This is a genomic window from Mycobacterium sp. 852002-51613_SCH5001154 (genome assembly GCF_001667425.1).
Taxonomy (GTDB): Bacteria; Actinomycetota; Actinomycetes; order Mycobacteriales; family Mycobacteriaceae; genus Mycobacterium.
The window spans coordinates 1-22,673 of record NZ_LZII01000021.1 but is presented as its reverse complement, the minus strand read 5'-3'; the positions used below and the strand labels follow the sequence as shown (position 1 = coordinate 22,673).

The 22,673-nt window shown below is 65.8% G+C and carries 22 protein-coding genes and 1 pseudogene; 11 read left to right on the top strand and 12 right to left on the bottom strand.

Annotation, left to right across the window (positions count from 1 at the left end):
* Positions 1 to 30: 30 nt before the first annotated feature.
* Together A5750_RS06510 and A5750_RS06505 are read left to right on the top strand one after the other, a co-directional pair.
* On the top strand, positions 31 to 888 hold the full coding sequence (locus A5750_RS06510) for an SDR family NAD(P)-dependent oxidoreductase (RefSeq protein WP_066954872.1): 858 nt from the start codon (positions 31 to 33) through the stop codon (positions 886 to 888).
* A gap of 8 nt (positions 889 to 896) precedes the next feature.
* Positions 897 to 1,280, top strand: a complete 384-nt coding sequence (locus tag A5750_RS06505; RefSeq protein WP_067261698.1) for a DUF1330 domain-containing protein — start codon at positions 897 to 899, stop codon at positions 1,278 to 1,280.
* Between the two features lie 3 nt (positions 1,281 to 1,283).
* Here the strand turns inward: A5750_RS06505 and A5750_RS06500 are convergent, their stop codons facing one another.
* Entirely contained in the window at positions 1,284 to 1,781 is a 498-nt protein-coding gene (locus A5750_RS06500; RefSeq protein ID WP_066954866.1) for an adenosine-specific kinase, read from the bottom strand.
* 123 nt (positions 1,782 to 1,904) lie between these two features.
* Between A5750_RS06500 and A5750_RS06495 the strand changes: the two genes are divergently transcribed.
* Genes A5750_RS06495 through A5750_RS06480 form a run of 4 tightly spaced genes read left to right on the top strand, consistent with a single transcriptional unit; the run spans position 1,905 to position 5,920 of the window.
* Positions 1,905 to 3,260 carry a wax ester/triacylglycerol synthase family O-acyltransferase gene (locus tag A5750_RS06495; protein ID WP_067261695.1) on the top strand — a complete coding sequence of 452 codons (1,356 nt, stop codon included), beginning with the start codon at positions 1,905 to 1,907 and terminating at the stop codon, positions 3,258 to 3,260.
* A gap of 4 nt (positions 3,261 to 3,264) precedes the next feature.
* Entirely contained in the window at positions 3,265 to 3,750 is a 486-nt protein-coding gene (locus A5750_RS06490; RefSeq protein ID WP_066954860.1) for an NUDIX domain-containing protein, read from the top strand.
* 1 nt (position 3,751) lies between these two features.
* Positions 3,752 to 4,657, top strand: coding sequence for a haloalkane dehalogenase (locus A5750_RS06485; RefSeq protein WP_066954856.1), 906 nt, complete (start codon positions 3,752 to 3,754; stop codon positions 4,655 to 4,657).
* Between the two features lie 36 nt (positions 4,658 to 4,693).
* A complete protein-coding gene (locus tag A5750_RS06480; RefSeq protein WP_067261692.1) occupies positions 4,694 to 5,920 on the top strand; it encodes a cytochrome P450 in 1,227 nt (408 codons plus the stop codon).
* Between the two features lies 1 nt (position 5,921).
* Here the strand turns inward: A5750_RS06480 and A5750_RS06475 are convergent, their stop codons facing one another.
* Positions 5,922 to 6,290 (bottom strand): hypothetical protein, encoded by a 369-nt coding sequence (locus A5750_RS06475; RefSeq protein ID WP_066954850.1) that lies wholly within the window; start codon positions 6,288 to 6,290, stop codon positions 5,922 to 5,924.
* Positions 6,291 to 6,516: 226 nt separating this feature from the next.
* Here A5750_RS06475 and usfY point away from each other — a divergent pair, with 226 nt between their 5' ends.
* Complete coding sequence (usfY, locus tag A5750_RS06470) at positions 6,517 to 6,897, top strand: protein UsfY (protein ID WP_231989146.1); 381 nt, start codon at positions 6,517 to 6,519, stop codon at positions 6,895 to 6,897.
* An 88-nt stretch (positions 6,898 to 6,985) separates the two neighbouring features.
* Here usfY and A5750_RS06465 read toward each other — a convergent pair whose 3' ends face one another.
* Complete coding sequence (locus A5750_RS06465) at positions 6,986 to 8,056, bottom strand: ATP-dependent DNA ligase (protein WP_066954847.1); 1,071 nt, start codon at positions 8,054 to 8,056, stop codon at positions 6,986 to 6,988.
* A gap of 26 nt (positions 8,057 to 8,082) precedes the next feature.
* On the opposite strand from A5750_RS06465, the gene ligD reads away from it, so the two are divergent.
* Entirely contained in the window at positions 8,083 to 9,123 is a 1,041-nt protein-coding gene (gene ligD, locus A5750_RS06460; protein WP_066954844.1) for a non-homologous end-joining DNA ligase, read from the top strand.
* A 1,580-nt stretch (positions 9,124 to 10,703) separates the two neighbouring features.
* Complete coding sequence (locus tag A5750_RS06455; RefSeq protein ID WP_082959054.1) at positions 10,704 to 12,746, top strand: glycoside hydrolase family 172 protein; 2,043 nt, start codon at positions 10,704 to 10,706, stop codon at positions 12,744 to 12,746.
* Here the strand turns inward: A5750_RS06455 and A5750_RS06450 are convergent.
* The 3 genes from A5750_RS06450 to A5750_RS06440 form a co-directional block, all read right to left on the bottom strand.
* Positions 12,743 to 13,501, bottom strand: a complete 759-nt coding sequence (locus tag A5750_RS06450; RefSeq protein WP_067261690.1) for a rhomboid-like protein — start codon at positions 13,499 to 13,501, stop codon at positions 12,743 to 12,745. The two genes, A5750_RS06455 and A5750_RS06450, sit on opposite strands and share 4 nt — an antisense overlap.
* Positions 13,498 to 14,802 (bottom strand): hypothetical protein, encoded by a 1,305-nt coding sequence (locus A5750_RS06445; RefSeq protein WP_067261689.1) that lies wholly within the window; start codon positions 14,800 to 14,802, stop codon positions 13,498 to 13,500. Before A5750_RS06445 ends, A5750_RS06450 begins: the two co-directional genes overlap by 4 nt.
* Before the next feature lie 73 nt (positions 14,803 to 14,875).
* On the bottom strand, positions 14,876 to 15,505 hold the full coding sequence (locus A5750_RS06440) for a cysteine hydrolase family protein (RefSeq protein WP_067261688.1): 630 nt from the start codon (positions 15,503 to 15,505) through the stop codon (positions 14,876 to 14,878).
* 109 nt (positions 15,506 to 15,614) lie between these two features.
* Between A5750_RS06440 and A5750_RS06435 the strand changes: the two genes are divergently transcribed.
* A complete protein-coding gene (locus A5750_RS06435) occupies positions 15,615 to 16,817 on the top strand; it encodes a cytochrome P450 (RefSeq protein WP_067261686.1) in 1,203 nt (400 codons plus the stop codon).
* A gap of 6 nt (positions 16,818 to 16,823) precedes the next feature.
* On the opposite strand, the gene A5750_RS06430 is transcribed toward A5750_RS06435, so the two are convergent.
* Positions 16,824 to 17,360: a TetR/AcrR family transcriptional regulator gene (locus A5750_RS06430; protein WP_066954972.1), complete on the bottom strand. Its 537-nt coding sequence runs from the start codon at positions 17,358 to 17,360 to the stop codon at positions 16,824 to 16,826.
* Positions 17,361 to 17,514: 154 nt separating this feature from the next.
* Between A5750_RS06430 and A5750_RS06425 the strand changes: the two genes are divergently transcribed.
* The gene (locus A5750_RS06425; RefSeq protein WP_066954828.1) at positions 17,515 to 17,901 is read left to right on the top strand and encodes a PPOX class F420-dependent oxidoreductase; all 387 of its coding nucleotides are present in this window, start codon (positions 17,515 to 17,517) and stop codon (positions 17,899 to 17,901) included.
* Here the strand turns inward: A5750_RS06425 and A5750_RS06420 are convergent.
* The 5 genes and pseudogenes from A5750_RS06420 to A5750_RS06400 form a co-directional block, all read right to left on the bottom strand.
* A pseudogene (locus A5750_RS06420) lies at positions 17,885 to 19,025 on the bottom strand (zinc-binding dehydrogenase). The gene A5750_RS06425 and the pseudogene A5750_RS06420 sit on opposite strands and share 17 nt — an antisense overlap.
* Before the next feature lie 12 nt (positions 19,026 to 19,037).
* Entirely contained in the window at positions 19,038 to 20,441 is a 1,404-nt protein-coding gene (locus A5750_RS06415) for a wax ester/triacylglycerol synthase family O-acyltransferase (protein ID WP_067261684.1), read from the bottom strand.
* Between the two features lie 150 nt (positions 20,442 to 20,591).
* The gene (locus tag A5750_RS06410) at positions 20,592 to 21,575 is read right to left on the bottom strand and encodes an NAD-dependent epimerase/dehydratase family protein (RefSeq protein WP_066954819.1); all 984 of its coding nucleotides are present in this window, start codon (positions 21,573 to 21,575) and stop codon (positions 20,592 to 20,594) included.
* A gap of 27 nt (positions 21,576 to 21,602) precedes the next feature.
* A complete protein-coding gene (locus tag A5750_RS06405; protein ID WP_082959057.1) occupies positions 21,603 to 22,283 on the bottom strand; it encodes a cutinase family protein in 681 nt (226 codons plus the stop codon).
* 23 nt (positions 22,284 to 22,306) lie between these two features.
* Positions 22,307 to 22,480: a CsbD family protein gene (locus A5750_RS06400; RefSeq protein WP_066954818.1), complete on the bottom strand. Its 174-nt coding sequence runs from the start codon at positions 22,478 to 22,480 to the stop codon at positions 22,307 to 22,309.
* Positions 22,481 to 22,673: the final 193 nt, after the last annotated feature.

Sequence of the window (22,673 nt, the reverse complement as noted above, 5' to 3'; positions counted from 1 at the left end):
CAACATCGACTGCGAGTGGGAAGGCCTGTCATGAGCATCCTTGACGGCAAGGTCGCGATCGTCACCGGCACGAGCCGCGGTGTGGGCGTCGGCATCGCCCACGAACTGCTCCGCGCCGGTGCCACCGTCGTCGGCTGTTCGCGTTCGCCGCTGGACGCCATCCCCGGTTGCGAAACCGACTGGGCCGCCAGGGCCTACCAGAAAGTGTGTGACCAAGGGGACTACCGCGCGATCGATTCCTTCGTCTCCGACGTCGTCGCCGAGCACGGGCGGATCGACATCCTGGTGAACAACGCCGGCGGTACCGTTCCGGCGCCGCACGCCGACAGCATTCCCGAGCTGGTGCAACGCATTCAGGGGGCGCCAGCCAGCGACGACGAATATGAGCGCACCGCGCTGTTCCACGCGTACGCGGTGCAGATGAACCTCATCAGCCCGCTCTGGTTCGCCATCCGCGTCTACCGGCAGATGCGTACCCAAGACGGTGTTGGCTGCATCATCAACATCTCCAGCGGGGCCGGCCATCCGGCCGGGTCGCCGACGTTGGTTTCCTATGGCGCGGCCAAGAGCGGGCTCAACCATCTCACCCGCTCGCTGGCCGAGGAGTGGGGGCCCAAGGTGCGGGTCAATTGCATCGCGCTGGGGCCGACGATGACCGAGAACTTCCGGTCGTTCGTGTTGCCCAAGGACGACCCAACGGGCGCAGAGTATTTCGCCGCGATTCCGCTACGGCGCGCGGGCGACCCCGCGGAGGTGGGCAGGGTCTGCGTGTTCCTGGCCGGCGGGGAGGCCGACTTCGTCAACGGCACCACCATCGAGCACGACGGTGGCATGCTGCCCGGCGTGCTGTACGAAGCAGGCCTGAAGACCATCACCGATCTGCTCTAATCGTCACCATGAGCAACTTGGAGCCCACCGCCGAACAGTTCGCGGCCCTGGCCGCGCGGCCCGCCGACGCACCCGTGGTGATGGTCAACCTGTTGAAGTTCAAGACCCCGGATGGCCTGGAGTCCTACCTGCGCTACGGGCAGGAGGTCGCACCGCACCTGCAGCGGGTGGGTGCCACCGTCCGCTACGCGGGAACCGCACCGGCCTTCGTCATCGGCGACGGCGAAAAGCCATGGTGGGACGCCATTCTCATCGTTGAATACCCGACGCCGCAGGCGTTCATCGACATGGTGACCACTGCCGAGTACGCCGAAGTGCACCAACACCGCGCCGCCGGGCTCGATCGGGGTGATCTGATCGCCACGTCGGTGTGGTCACTCGCGGGCGGCTGACACTCAGAGCTTGTATCCGATAGCGCGCAGCAGATCGTGGCGCTCGGCCGCGTCGCGGTCGCCTTCCACTCCGACGGGAGTCTGACCGTCGATGACACCCACGATGCCGCGACCGCGCGGGGACTCCGCGACAATGACTTCAACGGAATTGGCTGTGGCGCAGTAGATCCCGCAGACTTCGGGCACCGCTTTCACGGGGTTGAGGACATTGACCGGAAAGCCCTCCCGCAAGAAGATCACGAAGCTATGTCCGGCCGCGATGGCCAGCGCGGCGCGAGTTGCCAGGTCGACCAAGTCCGCGTCGTTGCCGCTGTGGCGAACCAACCGCGGTCCGGACGCTTCGCAGAAGGCCACGCCGAACCGCAGCGATGGGCTCACGCCGACCAGGGCCTCGTGCAGGTCTTCGACCGTTTTGACGAAATGCGCCTGACCGATGATCACGTTGACATCCTCTGGCTTGTCAACGGCCACCACATCCCAGGTCAACGATGGTGTCGTCACGAACCCATGCTGCCACCCGGCTGCGGGCCTACGGTACGGCCTTTTGTCCTTTCGGTCGGGTCGAAAGACCGCGATGTTCGAAGAGCGCCTTCGGCCCGGCGTCCGTCGAGGTCTAATTGATGGATGGAACTGATGATGCCCACCGACGCGATATTTTTGCTGGGAGAGTCGCGGGAACACCCCATGCACGTCGGCGGTCTGCAGTTGTTCGAGCTGCCGGAGGGCGCCGGCCGCGGCTTCGTCCGTGACCTCTACGACCGCTTGGTCGCGCAGGATGATTTCCAGCCCACATTCCGCAAGCATCCGGCGACGTTCGTCGGTGGAATCGCGAACCTGGGCTGGTCTTACGACAAAGACGTCGACATCGACTACCACGTCAGGCGCTCGGCGGTGCCGTCGCCCGGCCGGATCCGTGAACTGCTCGAGCTGACCTCGCGGTGGCACAGCAGCCTGCTCGATCGTCATCGTCCGCTGTGGGAAACGCACATCATCGAGGGTCTCAAGGACGGCCGGTTCGCCATCTACACGAAGATCCACCACGCACTGATCGACGGCGTCTCCGCGCAGAAGCTGATGCAGCGCGCGTTGTCGACCGATCCCGACAATCGTGAGATCCGCGCGCCATGGAGCCTGCCCAAAAGCAAGCGCAAGAGCAACCCGGTAAGCCCGCTGACTTCGGCGCTGCGGGCGGCGGGATCTCTTGCGGCGCTCGCCCCGTCGACGCTTTTGCTGGCCCGAGCGGCGCTGTTCGAACAGCAGCTGACGCTGCCGTTCGGAGCCCCGCGCACCATGCTGAACGTCAAGATCGGCGGCGCGCGCCGCTGCGCCGCGCAGTCATGGTCGTTGGACCGCATCAAGAGTGTCAAGAAAGCCGCCGGCGTGACGGTCAACGATGTCGTCCTGGCGATGTGTTCAGGCGCCCTGCGCTACTACCTGCTCGAGCAGAACGCGCTACCGGACACACCGCTGATCGCGATGGTCCCCGTCAGCCTCCGCACCGAAGACGAGGCCGACGCCGGGGGCAACCTCGTCGGAGCCATCCTGTGCAATCTCGCCACCGACACCGACGATCCCGCGCAGCGACTGCAGACGATCAGCGATTCGATGCGGAGCAACAAGGAGGTGTTTTCGCAGTTGCCTCGTTTCCAGGCGCTGGCGCTGTCCGCAGCCAATACGTCAGCGCTCGCGTTGGCGGCGGTCCCCGGCTGGGTGGCGTCGACGTCGCCGCCGTTCAACATCATCATTTCCAACGTGCCGGGGCCTACCCAGCCGATCTACTACGGGGGCGCCCGGCTCGACGGAAACTATCCGCTGTCGATCGCGCTGGACGGACAGGCGCTGAACATCACGCTGGCCAACAACGCCGGAAACCTCGACTTCGGCTTGGTGGGATGCCGTCGCAGCGTGCCGCACCTGCAGCGTCTGCTCGCGCACCTCGAGTCGTCGCTCAAGGACCTGGAACGCTCGGTCGGGTCCTGAGCGAATGCCGAAGCTCAGTGCGGGTGTGCTGTTGTACCGGACCCGCGACGGCGTCGTCGAGGTCCTGATCGCCCATCCGGGGGGCCCGTTCTGGGCGCGAAAAGACGACGGGGCGTGGTCGATTCCAAAAGGGGAGTACGCCGAGAGCGAAGATCCGTGGGCGGCCGCGCAACGCGAGTTCTTAGAAGAACTCGGGCTTTCGGCCCCGGCCGGGGCCCGGCTGGATCTCGGCCAACTCAAACAGTCCGGCGGCAAGCTGGTCACCGCCTTCGCCGTTTGCGGCGACTTGGACGTGACCGACGCGCGCAGCAACACCTTCGAATTGGAATGGCCGAAGGGTTCGGGCAAGTTTCGCGAGTTCCCGGAAGTCGATCGGGTGGGCTGGTTTTCGGTGGCGCAGGCCCGCGTCAAGCTCCTGAAAGGGCAACTCGAATTCTTAGACCGATTGATGGCGTATCCCGATTTGGCGGGGTTACACGAAGGGACCTGACATGCAGACGTTACGCACACCCGACGAGTCGTTCGACCGCGTGCCCGACTTTCCGTATGCGCCCAGGTATTGCGAAATATCGGACGGCGAAGGCGGGACGCTGCGGGTCGCCTGGGTGCAAGACGGCCCCGAGCGCGCCGACCCGATCCTCATGCTGCACGGCGAACCGTCGTGGTCTTTCCTGTACCGCAAGATGATTCCGGTACTTGTCGGCGCCGGACACCGGGTCATCTGCCCCGATCTGGTCGGGTTCGGTCGCTCGGACAAACCAACCCGCCGCGAGGATCACAGCTACGCGCGCCACGTCGAATGGATGCGCGCGGTGGCCTTCGACGTCCTCGACCTTCGAAACGTGACCCTGGTCGGACAGGACTGGGGCGGGCTGATCGGTTTGCGCCTCGCTGCCGAACACCCCGATCGATTCGCCCAGCTGGTCGTGGCCAACACCGGCCTGCCGACCGGGGAGCAGCCGATGCCCGACGTCTGGTGGCGTTTTCGCGAGGCGATCACCACCGCGCCGGAGCTACACGTCGGCGCGTTCGTGCAGGGCGGCTGTCGGCAACCGATGAGCGACGACGTGCGCGCGAGCTATGACGCGCCGTTCCCCGGCGACGAGTACTGTGCGGGTCCGCGGGCCATGCCGGGCTTGGTGCCGACCTCGCCGGACGATCCCGCGGCGGCGGCCAACAAAGCGGCGTGGGCCAAACTCTCGGCGAGCCCCACTCCAATGCTGGTCGCCTTCAGCGACAGCGACCCGATCACCGGCCCGATGGGCGCCATCTTCCAACGCGAGATGCGCGGCGCGCAGGGAATCGATCATCCCCTGATCCGCGGCGCCGGACACTTCCTGCAAGAGGATGCGGGCGAGGAGCTGGCGGGCCACATCGTCGAGTTCCTCCGTCGCTGAAACTACGTGCGGTCCGCCTAGGGGCAGAATGGCCGCATGACGACCGCGCCGACCGATTCCCAGGGGTTGCTGCTGCAGCTGCTGGACCCGGCCAACCGGCCCGACCCGTATCCACTGTGTGCGCAGTTTCGCGACGGCGGCGCGCTGCAATTGCCCGGCGCCAACCTGACCGTCTTCTCAAGCTACCGAGACTGCGACGAGGTGTTGCGGCACCCATCGTCAAGCAGCGACAACGTCAACTCGACGGTCGCCAAGCGGCAGGCCGAGACCGGCACGGCGCCGCGCAGGCAGGGCCCGCCGGGCTTTTTGTTTCTCGATCCACCCGATCACACCAGGCTGCGCAGGCTGGTCAGTAAGGCATTCGCGCCGAAGGTGGTGAACGCGCTGGAACCCGATATTCGTTCGCTGGTCGACGGAATGCTCGATCGGGTCGCCGAAAAGGGCCACTTCGACGTCGTCGAGGATTTCGCCTATCCGCTGCCGGTCGCGGTGATCTGCCGGCTGCTCGGCGTGCCGCTCGACGACGAGCCCCAATTCAGCCGTGCATCCGCCCTGCTCGCCCAGGCGCTGGATCCGTTCTCGACGATTACCGGAGTGCCGCCCGAGGTCGCGAATGAGCGACAGCAGGCCGGAACGTGGCTGCGCGAGTACTTTCACGGCCTGGTCGACCGCCGCCGTTCGACACCCGGTGACGACCTGCTGTCGGGGCTGATCGCGGTGGAGGAGTCCGGAGATCAACTGACCGAAGAGGAGATTGTCTCCACCTGCAATCTGCTCTTGATCGCCGGACACGAGACGACGGTGAACCTGATCGGGAATGCGATGTTGGCGATGTTGCGCGATCGCGGCCAGTGGAGCCGGTTGGGCGCCGACTCCGGTCGAGCGTCGGCCATCGTGGAAGAGACCCTGCGGTTCGACCCACCCGTACAGCTGGTCGGGCGAATTGCTCTCGCCGACATGATGATTGGTGGAGTCGAGGTACCAGCGGGCGATGTCATGATGTTGGTCCTCGCCGCCGCCCACCGTGACCCTGCGGAATTCGACCGGCCCGATCTCTTCGACCCGGAGCGGAAAGGATTGCGACATCTGGGTTTTGGTCGGGGAGCGCACTACTGTCTGGGCGCGCCGCTGGCCCGGCTGGAAGCAAGTGTCGCGCTGGCGGCGGTAACCGCGCGCTTCCCAAACGCGCGGCTGGACAGCGAGCCGCAGTACAAGGACAACGTCACGCTGCGCGGACTGTCGCGGCTGTCCGTCGCGGTCTAGATCACCCGCGCTCCCAGGGCGGGCTCTCGCCCATCTTCTTGTAGTACTTCGCCAAGTGGCTCTTTACACGGTCGACGTCCGCCTTCGGCAGGTCGATGCCGCCACGGGCGCCGTCCATGATGGCGCCGGCCGCCATCACACCACGCGGCACAGCCTTGAGGTCGCCGCCGACGACATCGGCGATCAACAGTTTGTACGCCGTGAAGTTGTCCTTCTTGGCGTTGTCGTACCAGACGTGGGCGTCGCGGTACTTCTGGTTCGGTGCGTCCTGCGCGTCGGCCCATTTGCGGACGCGCTTCTCCGCGGCGTCACCGTCCCACTTGCGATCGCGATCGGCCAACGGCAGGTCTTGAAACGCTGTCACTGACATGTACGTCCGCGTGCCCGCCCGCGGCGGGCGCTAAACGCCGGGGCCGTCGAATGGCGGCTGTCTTTTCGCGCACGGCCTCCACGATGCGTGGAGTTTCCCTGTCTCTGAGCTGCGCGAAAGCAGGGGTGCCCAAGTTTTCGCCGGATCCGCCGAACCTCCCCCCGACGGTAATCGTCTTTATAAGTAACGAATGCCGCCACTCGTCCGACGACCGAGGGAGAGGATGATGGGAGACAGGCATCACGATCCAACTGATCATTTCCGGACCACGCAACCGCACGCCGGCATGACGATGAAGGACAACCTCTTATGGCCGGGGCTCATCCTGCTAGCTATCGGGGTATCCGGGATGATAAGCACTGCGGCGGTCGCGGCCTACGGACATTACGAATGGCTCGCCACGACGGGATTGGTCGCCGGACTGGGAACCATCGCCGGAGCGCTGTGGTGCGTTGTGGAGCGTCGCCGTGTGGCTCGGATCGACGAGCAGGTATATCGACTACGGCGACGCCCGCGACGCCAGCGCGCCGACGGCTCAGAAATGATCGGCGAATTGGCAAGGGAATTAAGCGAATTGGATGTGTCAGGCGTGCAGCAAAAGTGCTGATCGCGGGTGCATCGCGCTCATAAAAGCGATCAGCGAAGTCCAGCTGACGGCGCGGTCGTCTTTTCCTGCCTAACCAGCCGCCGCTTTTCTAGCTCGATCCCAAACCGGGCACGATGTCGCCGAGGCTGAAGGTGACCGGCTGTTCGAGTTGTTCGTATGTACACGAGCGCGGCTCGCGGTCCGGGCGCCACCGGTTGAACTGCGCGGTGTGACGAAAGCGCCGGCCTTCCATGTGGTCGTAGCGAACCTCGACAACGCGCTCCGGACGCAGCGGCACGAACGAAAGATCCTTTCCGGCGTTCCAGCGCGAGAATTCGTTCTTGCGCGGCGTCCGTTCGCCGGCCTCATGGGCAGCCCAATTCCACGGGTGGTCCTCGAAACCGGTGACGAGCGGCTGCAGCTCGGTGAACAGGCGCCGTCGTTCGGCCATTGGAAAGGCGCCGATCACCCCGACGGACGCGAGCTGACCATCCTCTTGGTAGAGCCCGAGCAGCAGCGAGCCGATGGCGTCTCCGCCGGACTTGTGCACGCGGTAGCCGGCGACCACGCAGTCGGCGGTCCGCTCGTGCTTGATCTTGAACATGACGCGCTTGTCGGGCTGATAGGTGACGGTCAGCGGCTTGGCGATCACACCGTCGAGGCCGGCCCCCTCGAATTCGTCGAACCAGCGCCGCGCAACCTCAACATCGGTGGTGGCCGGAGTGACATGGATCGAAGGCCCCGAGTCCGCCACGGCATCGACGAGGGCGGCGCGCCGCTCGCTGAATGGTCGCCGCAGGTAGTCTTCGTCGCCCAGGGCGAGCAAGTCGAATGCGATGAAGGACGCCGGTGTCGCCTCGGCGAGCATCCGCACCCGCGAATCTGCTGGGTGGATGCGCTGTTGTAGTGCCTCGAAGTCCAGGCCGTGGTCGGTTGCGATGACGATCTCCCCGTCGATCACGCAACGCTCGGGCAGCTCCGCGCGGACCGCGGCCACCAACTCGGGGAAATAGCGCGTCATGGGCCGTTCGTTGCGGCTGCCCAGCTCCACTTCGTCGCGGTCACGGAAGCAGATGGACCTGAATCCGTCCCATTTCGGTTCGTATGACGCATCGGGCGGGATCGACCGCACCGATTTGGCAAGCATCGGCGACACCGGGGGCATGACGGGTAAGTCCATACGCCGATTGTGCTGGAATCTTTGGTATGGCCGCTGCAGAAGAGCTCGACGTCGACGGTATTGCGGTTCGCCTGACCAATCCGGACAAAGTTTATTTCCCCAAGTTGGGCTCGAAAGGCACCAAGCGGCGGCTGGTCGAGTATTACCTCGCCGTGGCTGGTGGTCCGATGCTCGACGCGCTCCGTGACCGGCCCACTCATCTGCAGCGCTTCCCGGATGGCATCGACGGTGAGGAGATTTACCAGAAGCGGGTCCCGCAGCATCACCCCGACTATCTGCAGACCTGCCGGGTGACGTTCCCGTCTGGACGCACCGCCGACGCGCTGAAGGTGACGCACCCCTCCGCCATCGTCTGGGCGGCACAGATGGGCACCATCACCTTGCACCCGTGGCAGGTGCGCTGCCCGGATACCGACCATCCCGACGAGTTGCGCATCGACCTGGATCCGCAGCCGGGCGTCGCCTTCGAGCAGGCGCGCGAGGTCGCGGTTGACGTGTTGCGACCACTGCTCGACGAGCTCGGTCTGGTGGGATATCCCAAGACATCCGGCGGGCGCGGGATCCACGTCTTCCTTCGGATCGCCACCGACTGGGATTTCATCGAGGTACGCCGAGCCGGCATCGCGCTGGCCCGTGAAGTAGAGCGACGCGCGCCTGAGGCCGTCACCACTGCGTGGTGGAAAGAACAACGCGGTGAGCGTATTTTCATCGACTTCAATCAGAACGCCCGGGATCGCACCATGGCATCCGCGTACTCGGTACGCCCCACCCCGATCGCGACAGTGTCGACGCCGCTGACATGGGACCAACTGGCCGGCGCGGAACCAGACGACTACACCATCACAACGGTTCCCGATCTAGTGAAGGGCCGCCAAGACCCCTGGGCCGCAATGAATGACGTGGCGCAGTCGATCGCGCCCCTACTGGCGATCGCTGACGCCGACGAAGAACGCGGCCTCGGCGATATGCCGTATCCGCCGAACTACCCGAAAATGCCCGGAGAACCGAAACGCGTTCAGCCCAGCCGGGATACGGACTTGAAGAAGAACGGCAAAGGGAAGCAATAGAGCTTCGGCCCACGGGCGCCGAGCACTGCGCAGCCGCGATTTCGTTGTGCCACAGGGCGTGCGGCGATTTGTCACAGTGACGCCGGCGCGGCGCCTAGTCGACGGGCACGCTAAAGGAACCCTGACGGACATCGGTGCGCTGACTGGCACGCCCTATGGCCGAAGGCGGACCTGCAAAGTAGAGCGTGCCAGTAGCGCAACCCCGACGGCCTATGGCGTACAGGTGATTCCGGTCGCTCCACCGCTGCACGAGAAGGTAGGCACCGTGCAGCCGGAGCTCGTCAATGCGGTGAAGGCGAGGACCAGGCCGAGGACAACCTTGTACTTCATACGAGACATGAACCACTCCATCCATCCGAGGAGAAATGTTACGCCCGAGACGAGTTATATTACGTGAGTACAATCCGGAATACTATGGGATTAAACGAATTTGCGAATTCCTGGTCCCCTAGCGGTCGATAGGTTGTAAGACCACGGCCATCGATTCCGGTATCGAAGGTCCCTGTGCCGCAACGACTTAAGGATCCGGGTCACCGTGATGTCCGCACTGGTTAGTGGGGCGGCCACATAGGGCAGCGCACCAGGAGTATCAGGCATTCGGCGGCAACGGATTCGATGCGGCTGTGCCGACGTGCATTAAAGCGCACAACGACCGCCCGGATCGCGCGATACACTTTCGTCACCGGCGCGCGCGAACGAAGCGTGCGACTCGCTGCTCAGATAAGTGCTTGGCGTGCAGGCAGTCTCATCTCGAGCACTACGACGAGAGCCGGTGCGCTAACTGGCACGCCGAGCACTCGGTAGACCCAAAAGTGGGTCTTACCAAGGAAAGCGTGCCAGCAGCGCACCCCTCGAAGGCCGAACGACCCCTATGGCGTGCAGGTAACTCCAGTGGCTGCAGTGCTGCAGTCGATCACAAGCGGCACCGTGCAACCCGAGGATGTTAACGCGGTGGCGGCCAGAATCAGCCCGAGGACAACCTTGTACTTCATACGAGACATGAACCACTCCATCCGTTAGAGGAGAGATGTACGCCCGAGGGGAGTTATGTTACGTGAGTGCAATGCGGAATGCTATGGGATTTACTAAATTTGCGGCGGCCTACTTCAACTGATTGAAAGCGCGGCATAGTCGTCGGCAACGCGGCCGGCGGATGCGTCCATGATGACGATCGCGAGCCTGATTTGCATTCATTTTCCAAAATCTTCCGCCGGGGCGGGGCGCGGCATAAGATAGGGAATAGCGCGCGATCCGACCTACATTTCCAACAATGCAGGGCGATGCGAAACATGCTCGGGGGAACCGAGATACGGACTCTGGGGTCCCCTGCAGCGCTGCCGATTGTCGGCCATCCCGGCATTTGCCGTGCCCATTGCAATCCTGCCGGCCAACTCGGTAGGCTGTCTGCACGACCACACCGCGCCGGCGCATCCGCTCGCGCCAATCTCGGTCCGCTCTTCCCTCAAGTGACGACACGCTGAATGCATTTCATGCCAGAGTGATCTTTCGTGTCCCACGGCACCGGCCTGATTAGATTCCAAATCCGGTCAACCCGACCGAGAAAAGTAGGCTTCTTCGCTATGCCGGTGGCTCTTCGTACGTGGTGCGCAACATTAGCTTTTGCGCTCTCGGTGCCGGCCAGTATTACCCTCGCGGGCGCGGCGCTCGCGACGCCGATCGGTAATGACGCCGGCGACCGGCTGGTCGGCTGGGACACCTATCGACGGCTCGACCGGTTGCCGTATCTGCGCACCGACACGCAGGCCCTGCAGCTTTCCAGTTTCGACCGCAGCGGCGGTGATTTCGACCTCTCCACCGGTAATCGCAACGGCACCGGAGGATGTTTGACCTCGGGCGGTGCCGGTTGCGTCATCGCGGAGGATCGCGGTGCCGGCGAGGTGGATTCGATCTGGCTCACCCGCGACGGCGGCAAGGTGACCCGGCTCGGGAACATCCGCGTCGAACTGGACGGACGAACGGTGATCGACGCGCCCCTGCAATCGGTGGTCGACGGTGCGTTGGGTGCGCCGTTCGAGTGGCCGCTCGTTGCGAATGCGGCGCAGTCGCCGGGTGGTGTGTACATCAAGGTGCCGATGCCCTACCGACAGTCGATGCGGATCAGCGTCGCGTCGAATCTCGAGTACTACCACGTCGACTATCGACAATTCTCGAGCGCCATGGGCGTGTCCACTTTCTCGCCCTCCGACCCCGCGCTCGACGTGCTCGACATGCTGCGCGCCGCGGGCGCCGTCGACCCCAAACCGGCTGCGGCTGCGGCGGTTCACGACAACCGGGTCGTCGAGGTCCCGGCCGGGGCCGAAATGACCATCGCGGAATCGGCCGGCGCGGGCACCATCTCGGCGTTACGGCTGCAACTGCCCGAACCGGCGGACCAACTGCTGAGCGGCTTGCGGCTGCGAATGGACTTCGACGGCCGCACCCTGGTCGACTCGCCGCTCGGGGAGTTCTTCGGCGCCGGGCTCGGTGCCAACACCGTGCGGTCCCTGATGTTCGCGGTGGTCCAGCAGCCCGGGGGACCGCTGTCGTTGTCCGCATGGTGGCCCATGCCTTTCGCCCACGCGGCCCGCATCACGATTGTGAACACCACCGACCACCCGGTAGCCGGAATCGACAGCGACGTGACCACCGCCCCCGATGCCCAATGGGCGGCCGCGCTGGCCAGCGGTCGCGCCGGCTACTTCACCGCTCGCTCGCATTCCGGGCCGACGGTCGTCGGCCAGGACTGGTTGTTCGCCGACGAGCAGGGCCACGGGAAATTCGTCGGCGTCAGCCACACCATCCGCGGTTCTCGAATCAGGACCGCGTTCAGTGACGCCGCCCCTTACTTTCTCGAAGGGGCCGAGCGCGTCTACACGGACGGCGCCGGGTCGCCCCAGTGGTATGGCACCGGTACCGAGGACCTCTACGAGGGCGGTTGGTATTTCAAGGATGGCACCCGCTTCAGCGACCCGCTCACCGGGCAACCCGACCGGCGCACGGCCACCGCCGGCTGCGCCGACTACTGTGTCGCCGTTTATCGACTCATGCTCGCCGACGCCATCGATTACCATTCCGCGATCCGCTTCGGCATCGAGCACGGTAAACGGAACATGGTTCAACCCGACTACAGCTCAACAGCTTTCCTCTACACGCAGCCGAATGACACTCTTACGCCTGGCGACGACGTTCGCCCGGGCGACCCGGTCAGTCGACTCCTGCACGGCTACGCCGACATTGACGGCGCCGATCAGCTGCTGGTCAGCGAATATGAAGGGGCCGACGACACCCATCCGGTGATCGGGTCGGTCCGCGCCACCAACGCCGCGGTCACGTTCCACCTCGAGACCGACCCGGACAACCGCGGCATCGCGCTGCGCCGCACGTCGGATCAGGCGGACGGCTTCCAGTCGGCGGACGTCACCATCGATGGCGTTCCCGTCGGGAATTGGCTGCAGCCGCGCAGCAACGGCTTTCATCGCTGGCTCGACGACACGTACCTCTTGCCGCAATCGATAACCGCGGGCAAAGCGCAGCTGACGATCACCCTCACGCCCACACAAGACTCCCCGCCGTGGACGGCCAGCCGCTATGAGATCGAGACGCTGACCGGCTCAACCGATTAGACCGCGGCCGACCGCACCACCCGGTTGGCGAGCAGGGCCATCACGACACCCGTCAACCCGCCGACGGGAGCCATCAACGACGAGCATCCCGACAGCACGAAGAACCCGAACGCGGCGCCGACGCTCAGCAAGGCCGCGTGCACGGGCGTCCAGCGCGCCATCGACGGCAACCGGAACGACAAGCCCATGCCAAGGAGTAGCGCCAGAACGTGACCGAACGCGGTGAAGTCCGCATTAAACGTGGCCACCAACCCGATGCCGAGCCACCAACCGATCCAGGCCGGACGCCAGCGCAACGGTATCGATGCGGTCAGGGCGCCCAGCACGCACACCGCGCCGTAGCTGATCCCGACATCGGTGGCTCGCGCGACCGAGAACGGCAACCATCCCGTCTCCACCGCGGCGACCAGCCCTACCGCGAGGATCAAGGTGGCGCCGATGTGGCCGACGGCAAAGGTGATCAGCAAGCCCCGACCGCGCCAGATGAGTTCGCCCAGCGCCAGGAGGCACACCAGCCCCGGCAACCAGAGATAGACGTCGCCCCCGTCGCTGACGAATGCGCTACCGACCAGGGCGGCCAGGTGGCCGTGCGCCAGGTTGTGCAGGTTGGTGCTCATTTCGCTCACGACCGAGGCGCGGGTGCGCGCACCCATGGCCGTCAGGGTGACGGAGACCGCGAGCAACAGGACGGCGTACGCCACCGTGACACGCAAGCGGTCGGCGCGTGCGCGAACGTTCGTGCCGGGCGACGTCATTGGCCGTTCCAACCGCGGTCGCGGGCCAGCAGGTCGGCCACGGTCTCCCGGCGCACCAGCTCGCGAGAGCGGCCGCCGGAGACCGCGACCAGCGGCGGCCGGCCCACCAGACTGGGGCTCGATACCGTCGAGTGCTGATAGGCGCCGGTGCAGGCCACCGCCAGCAGATCGCCGGGGTGGATGTCCGCGGGCAGCTCGACGTCGCGGGCGATCTCGTCACCGTGTCCATTCCGGCCCACCACGGTGACGGGTGCGCTGGCGGTCGGGCGGTGGCGGTTCGCCAGTGCCACCGTGTATTTCAGGCCCAAACTCCGCGGGTTGTCGGCCGGGCCGTCGTCCACCGCGATGAAGGTATGCCCGCCCGGCTGCCGCTTCACAGCGGTGACCCGGCACAGGGTCACCCCGGCGCGTGCGGCGATCGCCCGGCCGGGCTCGATCGCGATCTTCGGCCGCGGGAATCCGTGCTCCGCGCAAGCGGATTCCAACGCGGCATCCACGGTGGCCCCGAGTGACCGCAGGTTGAGTTCCGGGTCGCCCGAACGGTATGGGATCGCGTGACCGCCGCCGAGATTGAGCTCAGTGAGGACGACCTGATGGTGCTCGCGGACCGCGGCCATCACGCCGATCGTCTGCCGGATAGCCGCACCGTACAGCGAGGCGTCGGTGATGTGCCCCCCGAGTTGGCAGTGCAGCCCCACCAAGTCGAGCGACGGCTGGTCCACGACACGCCTGAGCGCAGCCTGGCCCCCCGCCAGGGCGAAGCCGAATTTTTGGTCGGGCGTCCCGACGTCGGGAATGACCCGCACCAGGACGCGCTGACGGTGCCGCGCCCGGCAGGCGAGCAGCGAGATCTCGCTGGGTGAGTCGATCACGATCCGCCCGACGCCGGCCGCGATCGCGTCACCGAGTTCAGTCGCGGTCTTCGCGCCGGCCAGCACGATCCGCGAGGGCGGGACGTCGGCAGCCAGCGCGGTGGCGAGCTCGGCGGCCGAGCACACCTTCACGCCGGCCCCTTCGTCGGCGGCCCAGCGGGCCACGTCCACGCTCAACAGCGCCTTGCCGCCGTAAATCAGCTCGGCATCGGGGAGCGTCGCGCGATAGCAGCGGATGCGGGCGCGAAAATCCTCCTCGTCCACCACGTAGGTGGGGGTGCCGTACTCGGCGGCGATATCGTCGGCGGCGACGTCCCCGACGCACAATCGGCCCAGGTCGTCGACGTACGCGCTGAGCGGCCAGACCGCGCGGTCGAGGTGCGGGTTCAGCCCGTGCCTCACCGACGGAAGCAGCTCGAAGAGCGTCATACATCCACGGTGCCGGTCCGGCCGCGGGCGTGCCGCCTTCTTAACGAAGCCTTCACACCCGGGCGGTAAATCTTCACAGATCCGGAACACTGGCCGTGATCGAGGCGATCACCTCGCTCGCCGGCAGGATCGCGGTCGCGTAGTTCGGGATGTTCACCTCGAGCGCGGCGCGCATCTCGACGTCCGAATAGTCCGCGGTTGCGTCGCGCACCACGGTGACCTCGTAACCAAGCTCCGCGCCGTACCGCACCGTGGCCTCGAGGCAGGTGTGGGCGATCAGCCCCATGACGATGAGCCGATGAATGCCGTGCCGTTTGAGCTGCAGGTCCAAATCGGTATTGGCGAAACCACTTGAACACCAATGCTCATGGGCGACGATATCGCCGGGTTGCGGTTCGAACCCGTCGCGAAGCTCACCACCCCAGGTGCCGAACTCGAAGGTCCTGCGCGACCACGCCGCCTTCTGGACGGGGGCGATGTATTTCCACGTCTCGTAGTCGTCGGGGCGGTATCGGCGATGCAGCGCGTAGAACACGCGGATGTTCGCGGTCCGCGCGGCGTCGAGCACCTGCCTCATGTGCGTGACGCAGTCGTTGCTCTCGATGACGTTCTTCAGGCGGTCCCACACCTTGCCGCCGGGGGAGATGAAGTCGGTGTACGGATCGATCACCACCAGCCCGGTGGTGTCCTGGCCAAATGTCACGCGGACATCATCCCTCTCCGGCGTCTTGACTGCCCGGTCTACCTGCTGCTAGACATGGGTTCGCCGCAAATTTGGGCGATCGCCCAAACGGTGTGGAGGTGAAGCATCGATGACCGTCGCCAGCGACACGGACGTCTACTACGACCCCTACGACGTGGACATCAACGCCGACCCGTATCCGACCTACGCGCGGCTGCGCGACGAGGCACCGATCTACTACAACGAGCGCTATGACTTCTGGGCGCTGTCCCGGCATTCCGACGTCGAGCGGGCGCTGGCCAACTGGGAGACGTTCTCCAACAAGCGCAGTGACATTTTGGAGCTCATCCAGTCGAAATTCGACATGCCCGGCGGCGTCATGATGTTCCAGGATCCGCCCGAGCACACCAGGCTGCGCGGCCTGATGGCGCGCGTGTTCACGCCGCGCCGGATGGCCGCCCTCGAGGACCAGATTCGGCAATACTGCGTGCGGTGCCTGGACCCGCTCGTCGGCTCGCAAGGCTTCGACATCATCGCGGAGCTGGCCTCGATGATGCCGATGCGGGTGATCGGGATGCTGTTGGGAATCCCTGAATCCGAACAAGTCTCGGTGCGCGACGCCAATGACGCCAACCTGCGCACCAAGCCGGGCGCACCGCTGAAGGTTGCCGACGCCGATTCGATCGCCGACGGCCGGATCTACGCCGAATACGTGGAATGGCGGTCCAAGAACCCTTCCGATGACCTGATGACGACGCTGCTCAACGTCGAGTTCGACGATGAGCACGGGGTGCACCGAAAGCTGACGCGCAAGGAGGTGCTGCACTACACGCAGGTGGTGGCCGGGGCGGGCAATGAGACGACCGGCCGGCTGATCGGCTGGCTGGCCAAGGTGCTCGCCGAGCATCCCGAACAGCGGCGCGTCGTCTATGACAATCGGTCACTGTTGACCCGTACCGTCGACGAGACATTGCGATTCGAGCCGACGGGGCCGCACGTCGCGCGTTGGATGGCAAGGGATTTCGAGTGTTACGGCACGACGGTTCCCGCCGGCAGCGCCATGCTGCTGCTGTTCGGCGCCGCCAACCGCGACCACCGCCGCTACACCGATCCCGACACCTACAACGTCCGCCGCGACAACATCTCGCACATCACGTTCGGGAAGGGTGTGCACTACTGCCTTGGCGCCAACCTGGCCCGCCTCGAGGGTCGCGTTGCGCTGGACGAGATTCTCAACCGCTGGCCGGAATGGGGCATCAACTACGACACGGCGCAACTGGCCTCGACATCGACCGTGCGTGGCTGGGAGCGGCTGCGGGTCACATTGCCCTGAAACGGATTAACTCGGCATTTCGAACCGGTCGACGATCCGGCTCACCAGCGCGACGGCCTCCGAGTGGCCGGTCGTGGCGCCCAGCGCCTGCTCCAGGATGAGCATGCGGCCGACCGCGGCGATGATTACCGCGAGGCCGGCGGGCGGGAAATCGCCTGTGTCCAGGCCGTGTTCGCGGACGATGAAATTCAGGGCGGTGGTCTGCATCTCGCGCCAGCGCTGGAACCAGGCCGCGATCTCGGCCCTGATTTCCTTGCGGTGGTTGGCGAGACCCATGAACTCCAGCAGCAGGCGGGTGTCCTTCGGCTCGATGAGCGTGTCCCAGAAGGCATGCAGGGGGCGGTCGGATGCCAGCGCCCGCCGTTGGCGTTCCAGATAGGCGGCAGCGCCGCGCCGGAAGACGTTGAGGTAGAGATCGTCCATGGTCGGGAAGTAGTAGTGCACCAGGGCGGGTTTGACGCCGGCTTCGGCCGCCACCCGGCGCGACGTCGCCGCGGCGTAACCCTCGTCGACCATGATCCGGACCGTCGCGTCGATCAACATGTCGCGCGTCGTGGAGTCCCTGGCCATCAACGGACCCTAATTTGGGCGATCGCCAAAAATCAACACGGCGGGCGAGCGCAGGCCAAGTCCATGATTAGGGAATCGGCGGCCGGGGAATTGTCATCCGGACAGTTCAAAAAGTGAAGGAAAAATCGTGGCTCCAAGCTTCAAAGACGTCATCGCATCCAAATACCTGCTGCTGACCACCTTTACCAGGGACGGTCGCCCGAAACCGACGGCGATCTGGGGTGTGCCCGAGGGGGAGAAGCTCCTGGTCATCACCGACGACGGGTCGTGGAAGGTCAGGCGGATCAACAACACGCCGCGGGTGACGATCGCGAGGAGCGGATCCCTGGGCAAGCCGAAGAGCGAGCCGGTCGAAGCGATCGCGCGGGTCCTGCCGAAGTCGGAGACGCGGCGGGTGTACAACGCCGTGCTCAAGCGATACTGGTACCACGCGTGGTGGTTTTATGCGCACTCGATCGTGCGCGGCGGCGTCGACAAGGTGCACGTGGGGCTAGAGATCACGCCGGCCGCTTAGCGTCGCTCTTCGGGTCGATCAGGATCTTCGCGTGCGCCTCGGGGTCACCGAGTGCCTCGAAAGCGGCGTCAACGCCGGACAACCCGACCGTCCCGGTGATCAGCGGTGCGACGTCGACCTTGCCGTCGGCGAGCATATGCAGGGTGTCGCGGAACTCCAGTGGCGTGTAGCCGAGCACGAACCGCAGGTCGATTTCTTTGTTGATCGCCATGGCCGGCCGAATGCGGTCGGCACCCATGCAGACTCCGACGACGACGACGCGCGAGAACAGCGGCGCGCTGGAGATGATGTCGTCGATGATGCCCGGGACGCCGACGCATTCGAAGATGACGGGATGCTTGGGGGTGGCCGCGCCGGCCGCTTCCGCGGCGCGCCACACGTGCCACCACGGCAGCCGCAGCCTTTGTAGCTTCTCGATCGTGCCGACCGCGAGGTCGAACGCCTCGAGGATGCCTTGCAGATGCTTACGGCCGGCCTCGGTCTCGTAGGGCGAGTCCTGTGCGGGGTCGACGACGATATCGGCACCGCAGGCCGTCGCGAGCGCTCGCGACGACGGTGCGCACCCCATGCGCCTTGAGCATGCAAATAATCGCGAGACCGATTGGCCCGCAGCCGATGACGATGGCGACGTCCCCCTTGCCCACCTCGCCGCGCCGAACGGCGTGCCACCCGACGGCCATCGGCTCGGTCAACGCGGCGACGTCGGGGGACAGTCCGTTCGGAACGGCGAACGTCAGCGACTGCTCGACCAGAAGCTGCTCGGCGTAGGCGCCCGGCGCCATGGTCGACAACCCGATCCCGTGCACCTCCTTGCCGCGCCGCAGCAGCGGCAGGGCGACGACCGGGGTGCCGGGCCGCGGGGCCTTGCGGGTGCCGGGACCGTAATCGATTACCTCGCCGCAGAATTCATGACCGAACACCACCTGCTGATCCGATCGCATGAACGCGTCATATCCCGACTCGGCCATCACGTCGGCGAGTTCGTCGCAGTGCCGGCGCGCGTGCAGGTCCGATCCGCAGATGCCACATCGGAGGACGTCGATCAGCAACTGGCCTTTGCCCGGTGTCGGTGCGGGCAGGTCCACCACTTCGAGTTTTGCGTTGGTGCACGTGACGCTCTTCATCCGTCGATCCTCCTACACGGTGGCCGACTTGGAACCCTCCGGTTGCAGTCCCGCCGCCTCTTTCAGCTCTCCGTAGGCCCGTCGGGTGCACCGGGCGAGGCGCGGTAGGTCACCGAGCGCCGCGGCGTTGGCGATGAAACCGAAGTCCATGCTGTCGTGGTAGGACGCGAAGGTGGCGTTGAGTCCGATCGAGGCCGCGAGGGCGGAAACCGGGTAGATGCCGAGGAGGCGCGCACCGTTGAGGTATTTGATCTCCGCTGCGCCCGCCACGTTGGAAATTACGAGGTTGCACGCCGGGTGCGCGACCCGGTCCAGGTGCGTGGATGAACCCAGGCCGGCGAGCGCCACGAGCCCGGCCGCATAGGTGAGTGCCGCCTCGCTGGACATGCGGCTGAGCTCCTTTTTGCACGCGGCGACCGAGTCCACCACTTGGTGGATCCGTTCCGGCATGCTCGCTCCGGGCTCTCCGAGTCGCGGAAACACGGCCGATACTCGCGTGCCGATCGTCGTGTCCCGGCCGCCGCGCAACGACACCGGACACATCGCAATGAAAGGGTGCGCGAAGGCTTGGCCCGTCTCGCGTAGGTAGGCGTGCAGTCCGGCATCGATGACCGTGACAGCCACGTCATTCAGGGTCGCCCCGAGGCGCCGCCCGACCTCATGCATCTCTTCGAGCGGCAAGGAAAGCGTCGCGAAGCTTCGCCCAATCTGCAGCGGGGCGTTGGTCGGGGCGTGTTGCGCCCCGAACGGCAGACTGCCCTCCAGATGTGATCGGACCATAGTCGCGAAGAGCTTGCGCAGCGCGCCGACCGAAATCTGGCTGAGCGCCTCGACCTGCGTGAGGGTAGCGCGAATCGAATCGGTGATCCGCGACGTGAGGGGTGTCGGAGGGTGTGGTGTGGGTTCCGGCGCGCCCAGCGCGAAGGCGGGCGTCGGGACGGTGCGCTCCCCGGTCGTGCTCAGCCCGGCGTAAAGCAGCTTGAGGCCGGATTCGCCGTCGATGATCGAGTGATGGGTCTTCGTGTAGATCGCGAACATACCGTCCGGCACTCCATCGATCACCCAGCACCGAAATAGCGGCCGGTTACGGTCGAGTTGTGGCTCGTGCAGATCCGCGACGAGCCGCAGCAGATCGTCGTAGGAGGAGCGTGCGGGCAGGGCCAGGTGTCCGACGTGGTAGTTGGGGTCCCACTGCGTCACCTCTCGGAAATGGGGCGCACCCCGACCGAGCAACTCCGGAACGTAGTTGAAGGGCGGTGCCGGCGCGCACGCTCGATACGCCTTCACGATCTCGCGCACTATCGGCGCGCGGCCGGCCGGCTTCTTGAACAACAGCATGGCGCCGACGTGCGTAGTACCGGCTGGCGACTCGATCAACAGCCATGAAAGATCCAGGGGTGGAATGGGTTTGGTCATGCCGTACCTCCAATCCGCAGTCCGACCCTGCCCGGGCGCGCATGACTCGAATCGATACGGCGATGGTCTCTCCGCCGACCACGGCCGGCGAGGGCATTAGGACCCCGTTTACGGCAGTCGTTAGTCCTTCAGCTGAGCGCCGCGCCCCGCTCAGCTCACGGCGCGAAGGGCTTCGAATGTGTCAGCCAGAGTCTCTTGCGGATCGCGGTAGGTGATGCCGAGTTCGCGCTCGCTGGGGGAATCATCGGACGCCGGCATCTGCGTGTAGTACTGCATCCCGGCCCATGTGAAGGGCGTATCGAAGGGTACGAACCGGCTGGCGCGATCCATTACCGCCCCAGCGACGCGCAGCGCGGTGTCGGGAATCGGAACCGAGACCATCGCAGACCCGGACACCTCGCCGAGCATCTTTGCCAACTCCGCCGCCGGAACGCGGTGGCCGCCAGCCATGTACCGGCGCGGCCCGCGGCCGGGCTCCAGCAGGGCCGCATGCAACGCGGCCAAATCGCGCACATCGACGATCAACCAGGCCCCGCTCCGCCCCGGGATCACATGCATCTGCAGGGCGGCCTTGACGCCTTCGCCGGCCTCGCCGAACTGGTCACCCACCGGCGGACCGATGACCATGCCCGGGTAGGTGATGTCCACCGGCGCGCCGGCATCCTGCAGACCGCGGGCATAGATCTCGACCTGCGCCTTGGAAGTCCCGTAGCCGTCCGCCCCGCCGACGACCGGCAGGTCCGCCGACAGCTCTTCGAGGCCGGCGTGAAAGAGCGCGCTGAAACTGGACACGTGGACGATCGGGTCCAGGCCCAGCTCGACCGACTGGCCGAGGACGTTCTGGGCGCCCTGCATGTTGGTGGTGAGCATTTCCGTCGTCTGGCGCGGGTCGGTGGCGACCAGGGCGGCGCTGTGCACGACGGCTTCACAACCGTCCAGCGCCTTGCGCACCGCTATCCGATCGGTGATGTCGGCGACGGCGAAGTCGGACACGTCGACGCCCAGCTTGGCCACCGTAGTCTCCAGCTTGCCGGGGTTGCGCACCAGAAATCGGATCGAGTGCCCCGCGTCCGCGATGGCTTTAGCCGTCCAGCCGCCGACGAATCCCGTACCGCCTGTGATCAGAACGCGCATGCTGCGATCTTTGCAGGGCCTTCCGGGCTACAGGTGACTGGAGGCGAAGTTGGCGGCCTGGCCCGTCATGCCGTTCATCCCGTAGGAAGTGTGCGCGGCGAAGTCGTCGCCGTTGCCGCTGCCGCACACCGGGTCGCCCTGGGCGCACAGCTCGATGGTCTTCGGCTGATACAGGGGGCCGATGGCCAGCGGCGGAGCGTGGTACTTCTGCAGGAAGTCGCCCGACGGCGTTCCGAATAGGGTGACCGCGGCGACATGGTTGGCGACATCGGTCGGCATGGGCGGGGGCACGGCCGACGCGGGCACCCCCGGCGGCACGGCCGCCGAGGTGACATACCCGGCCAGGGCGGCGCCCTGCGAGTACCCGCCGAGCACCTCGCGGGTGTTGGGGCAGTTCTTGGCGGTGGCTTCGACGTGCGAACTGGCGTCACGGATGCCGTCGACCACCGTCTGCGGGAAGTCGGGAGCCGAAAAGTCCGTGCTGGCGGGGTAATTCACCGCATACACCCCGAGCGACCGCGAGCCGATCTGCGAGCGCAGCGCGTCCACGAACGACCCGCCGATGCCGCCGATGCCGGGCGGCTCGCCCGACCCGCGGGCGAACACCACCTCGACATCGGGACACGGTTCCGCGGACGCCGATGGGCTGGGCGCGCTGGACACCAGGGCGCCGGCTACCAGCGCCGCCAGTCCAACGAGCGCCGGCAGCCGGCGCAGCGCGGAAAGCCCGCTCACTTCTTGAACGCGTCTTTCACCTTCTCGCCCGCGTCCTTGAGGCTGGACTTCGCCTGGTCGGCCCGGCCCTCGTCCCTGGTGTCGTGGTCTCCGGTCGCCTTGCCGACGGCCTCTTTGGCCCGCCCGCCCAGGTCTTCGATCTTGTTCTTCAGCTTGTCCTCGTTACTCATGCCGGTGTGGCTACCCAGCAATGGGCGAGGTTAAAACCCCGTCCTGCCATCATGGAGGGCGTGAGCGCCGCAATCGTGGTCGCAATAGTGGTGGGGCTGATGCTGCTGGGCGTCGGCATGGTGGTCAACCAGTTGCTTCGGCTGCGCAGGTATCTGAACGATTCGCCGACGGCTCCCCCGCCCGCCCCGGAGC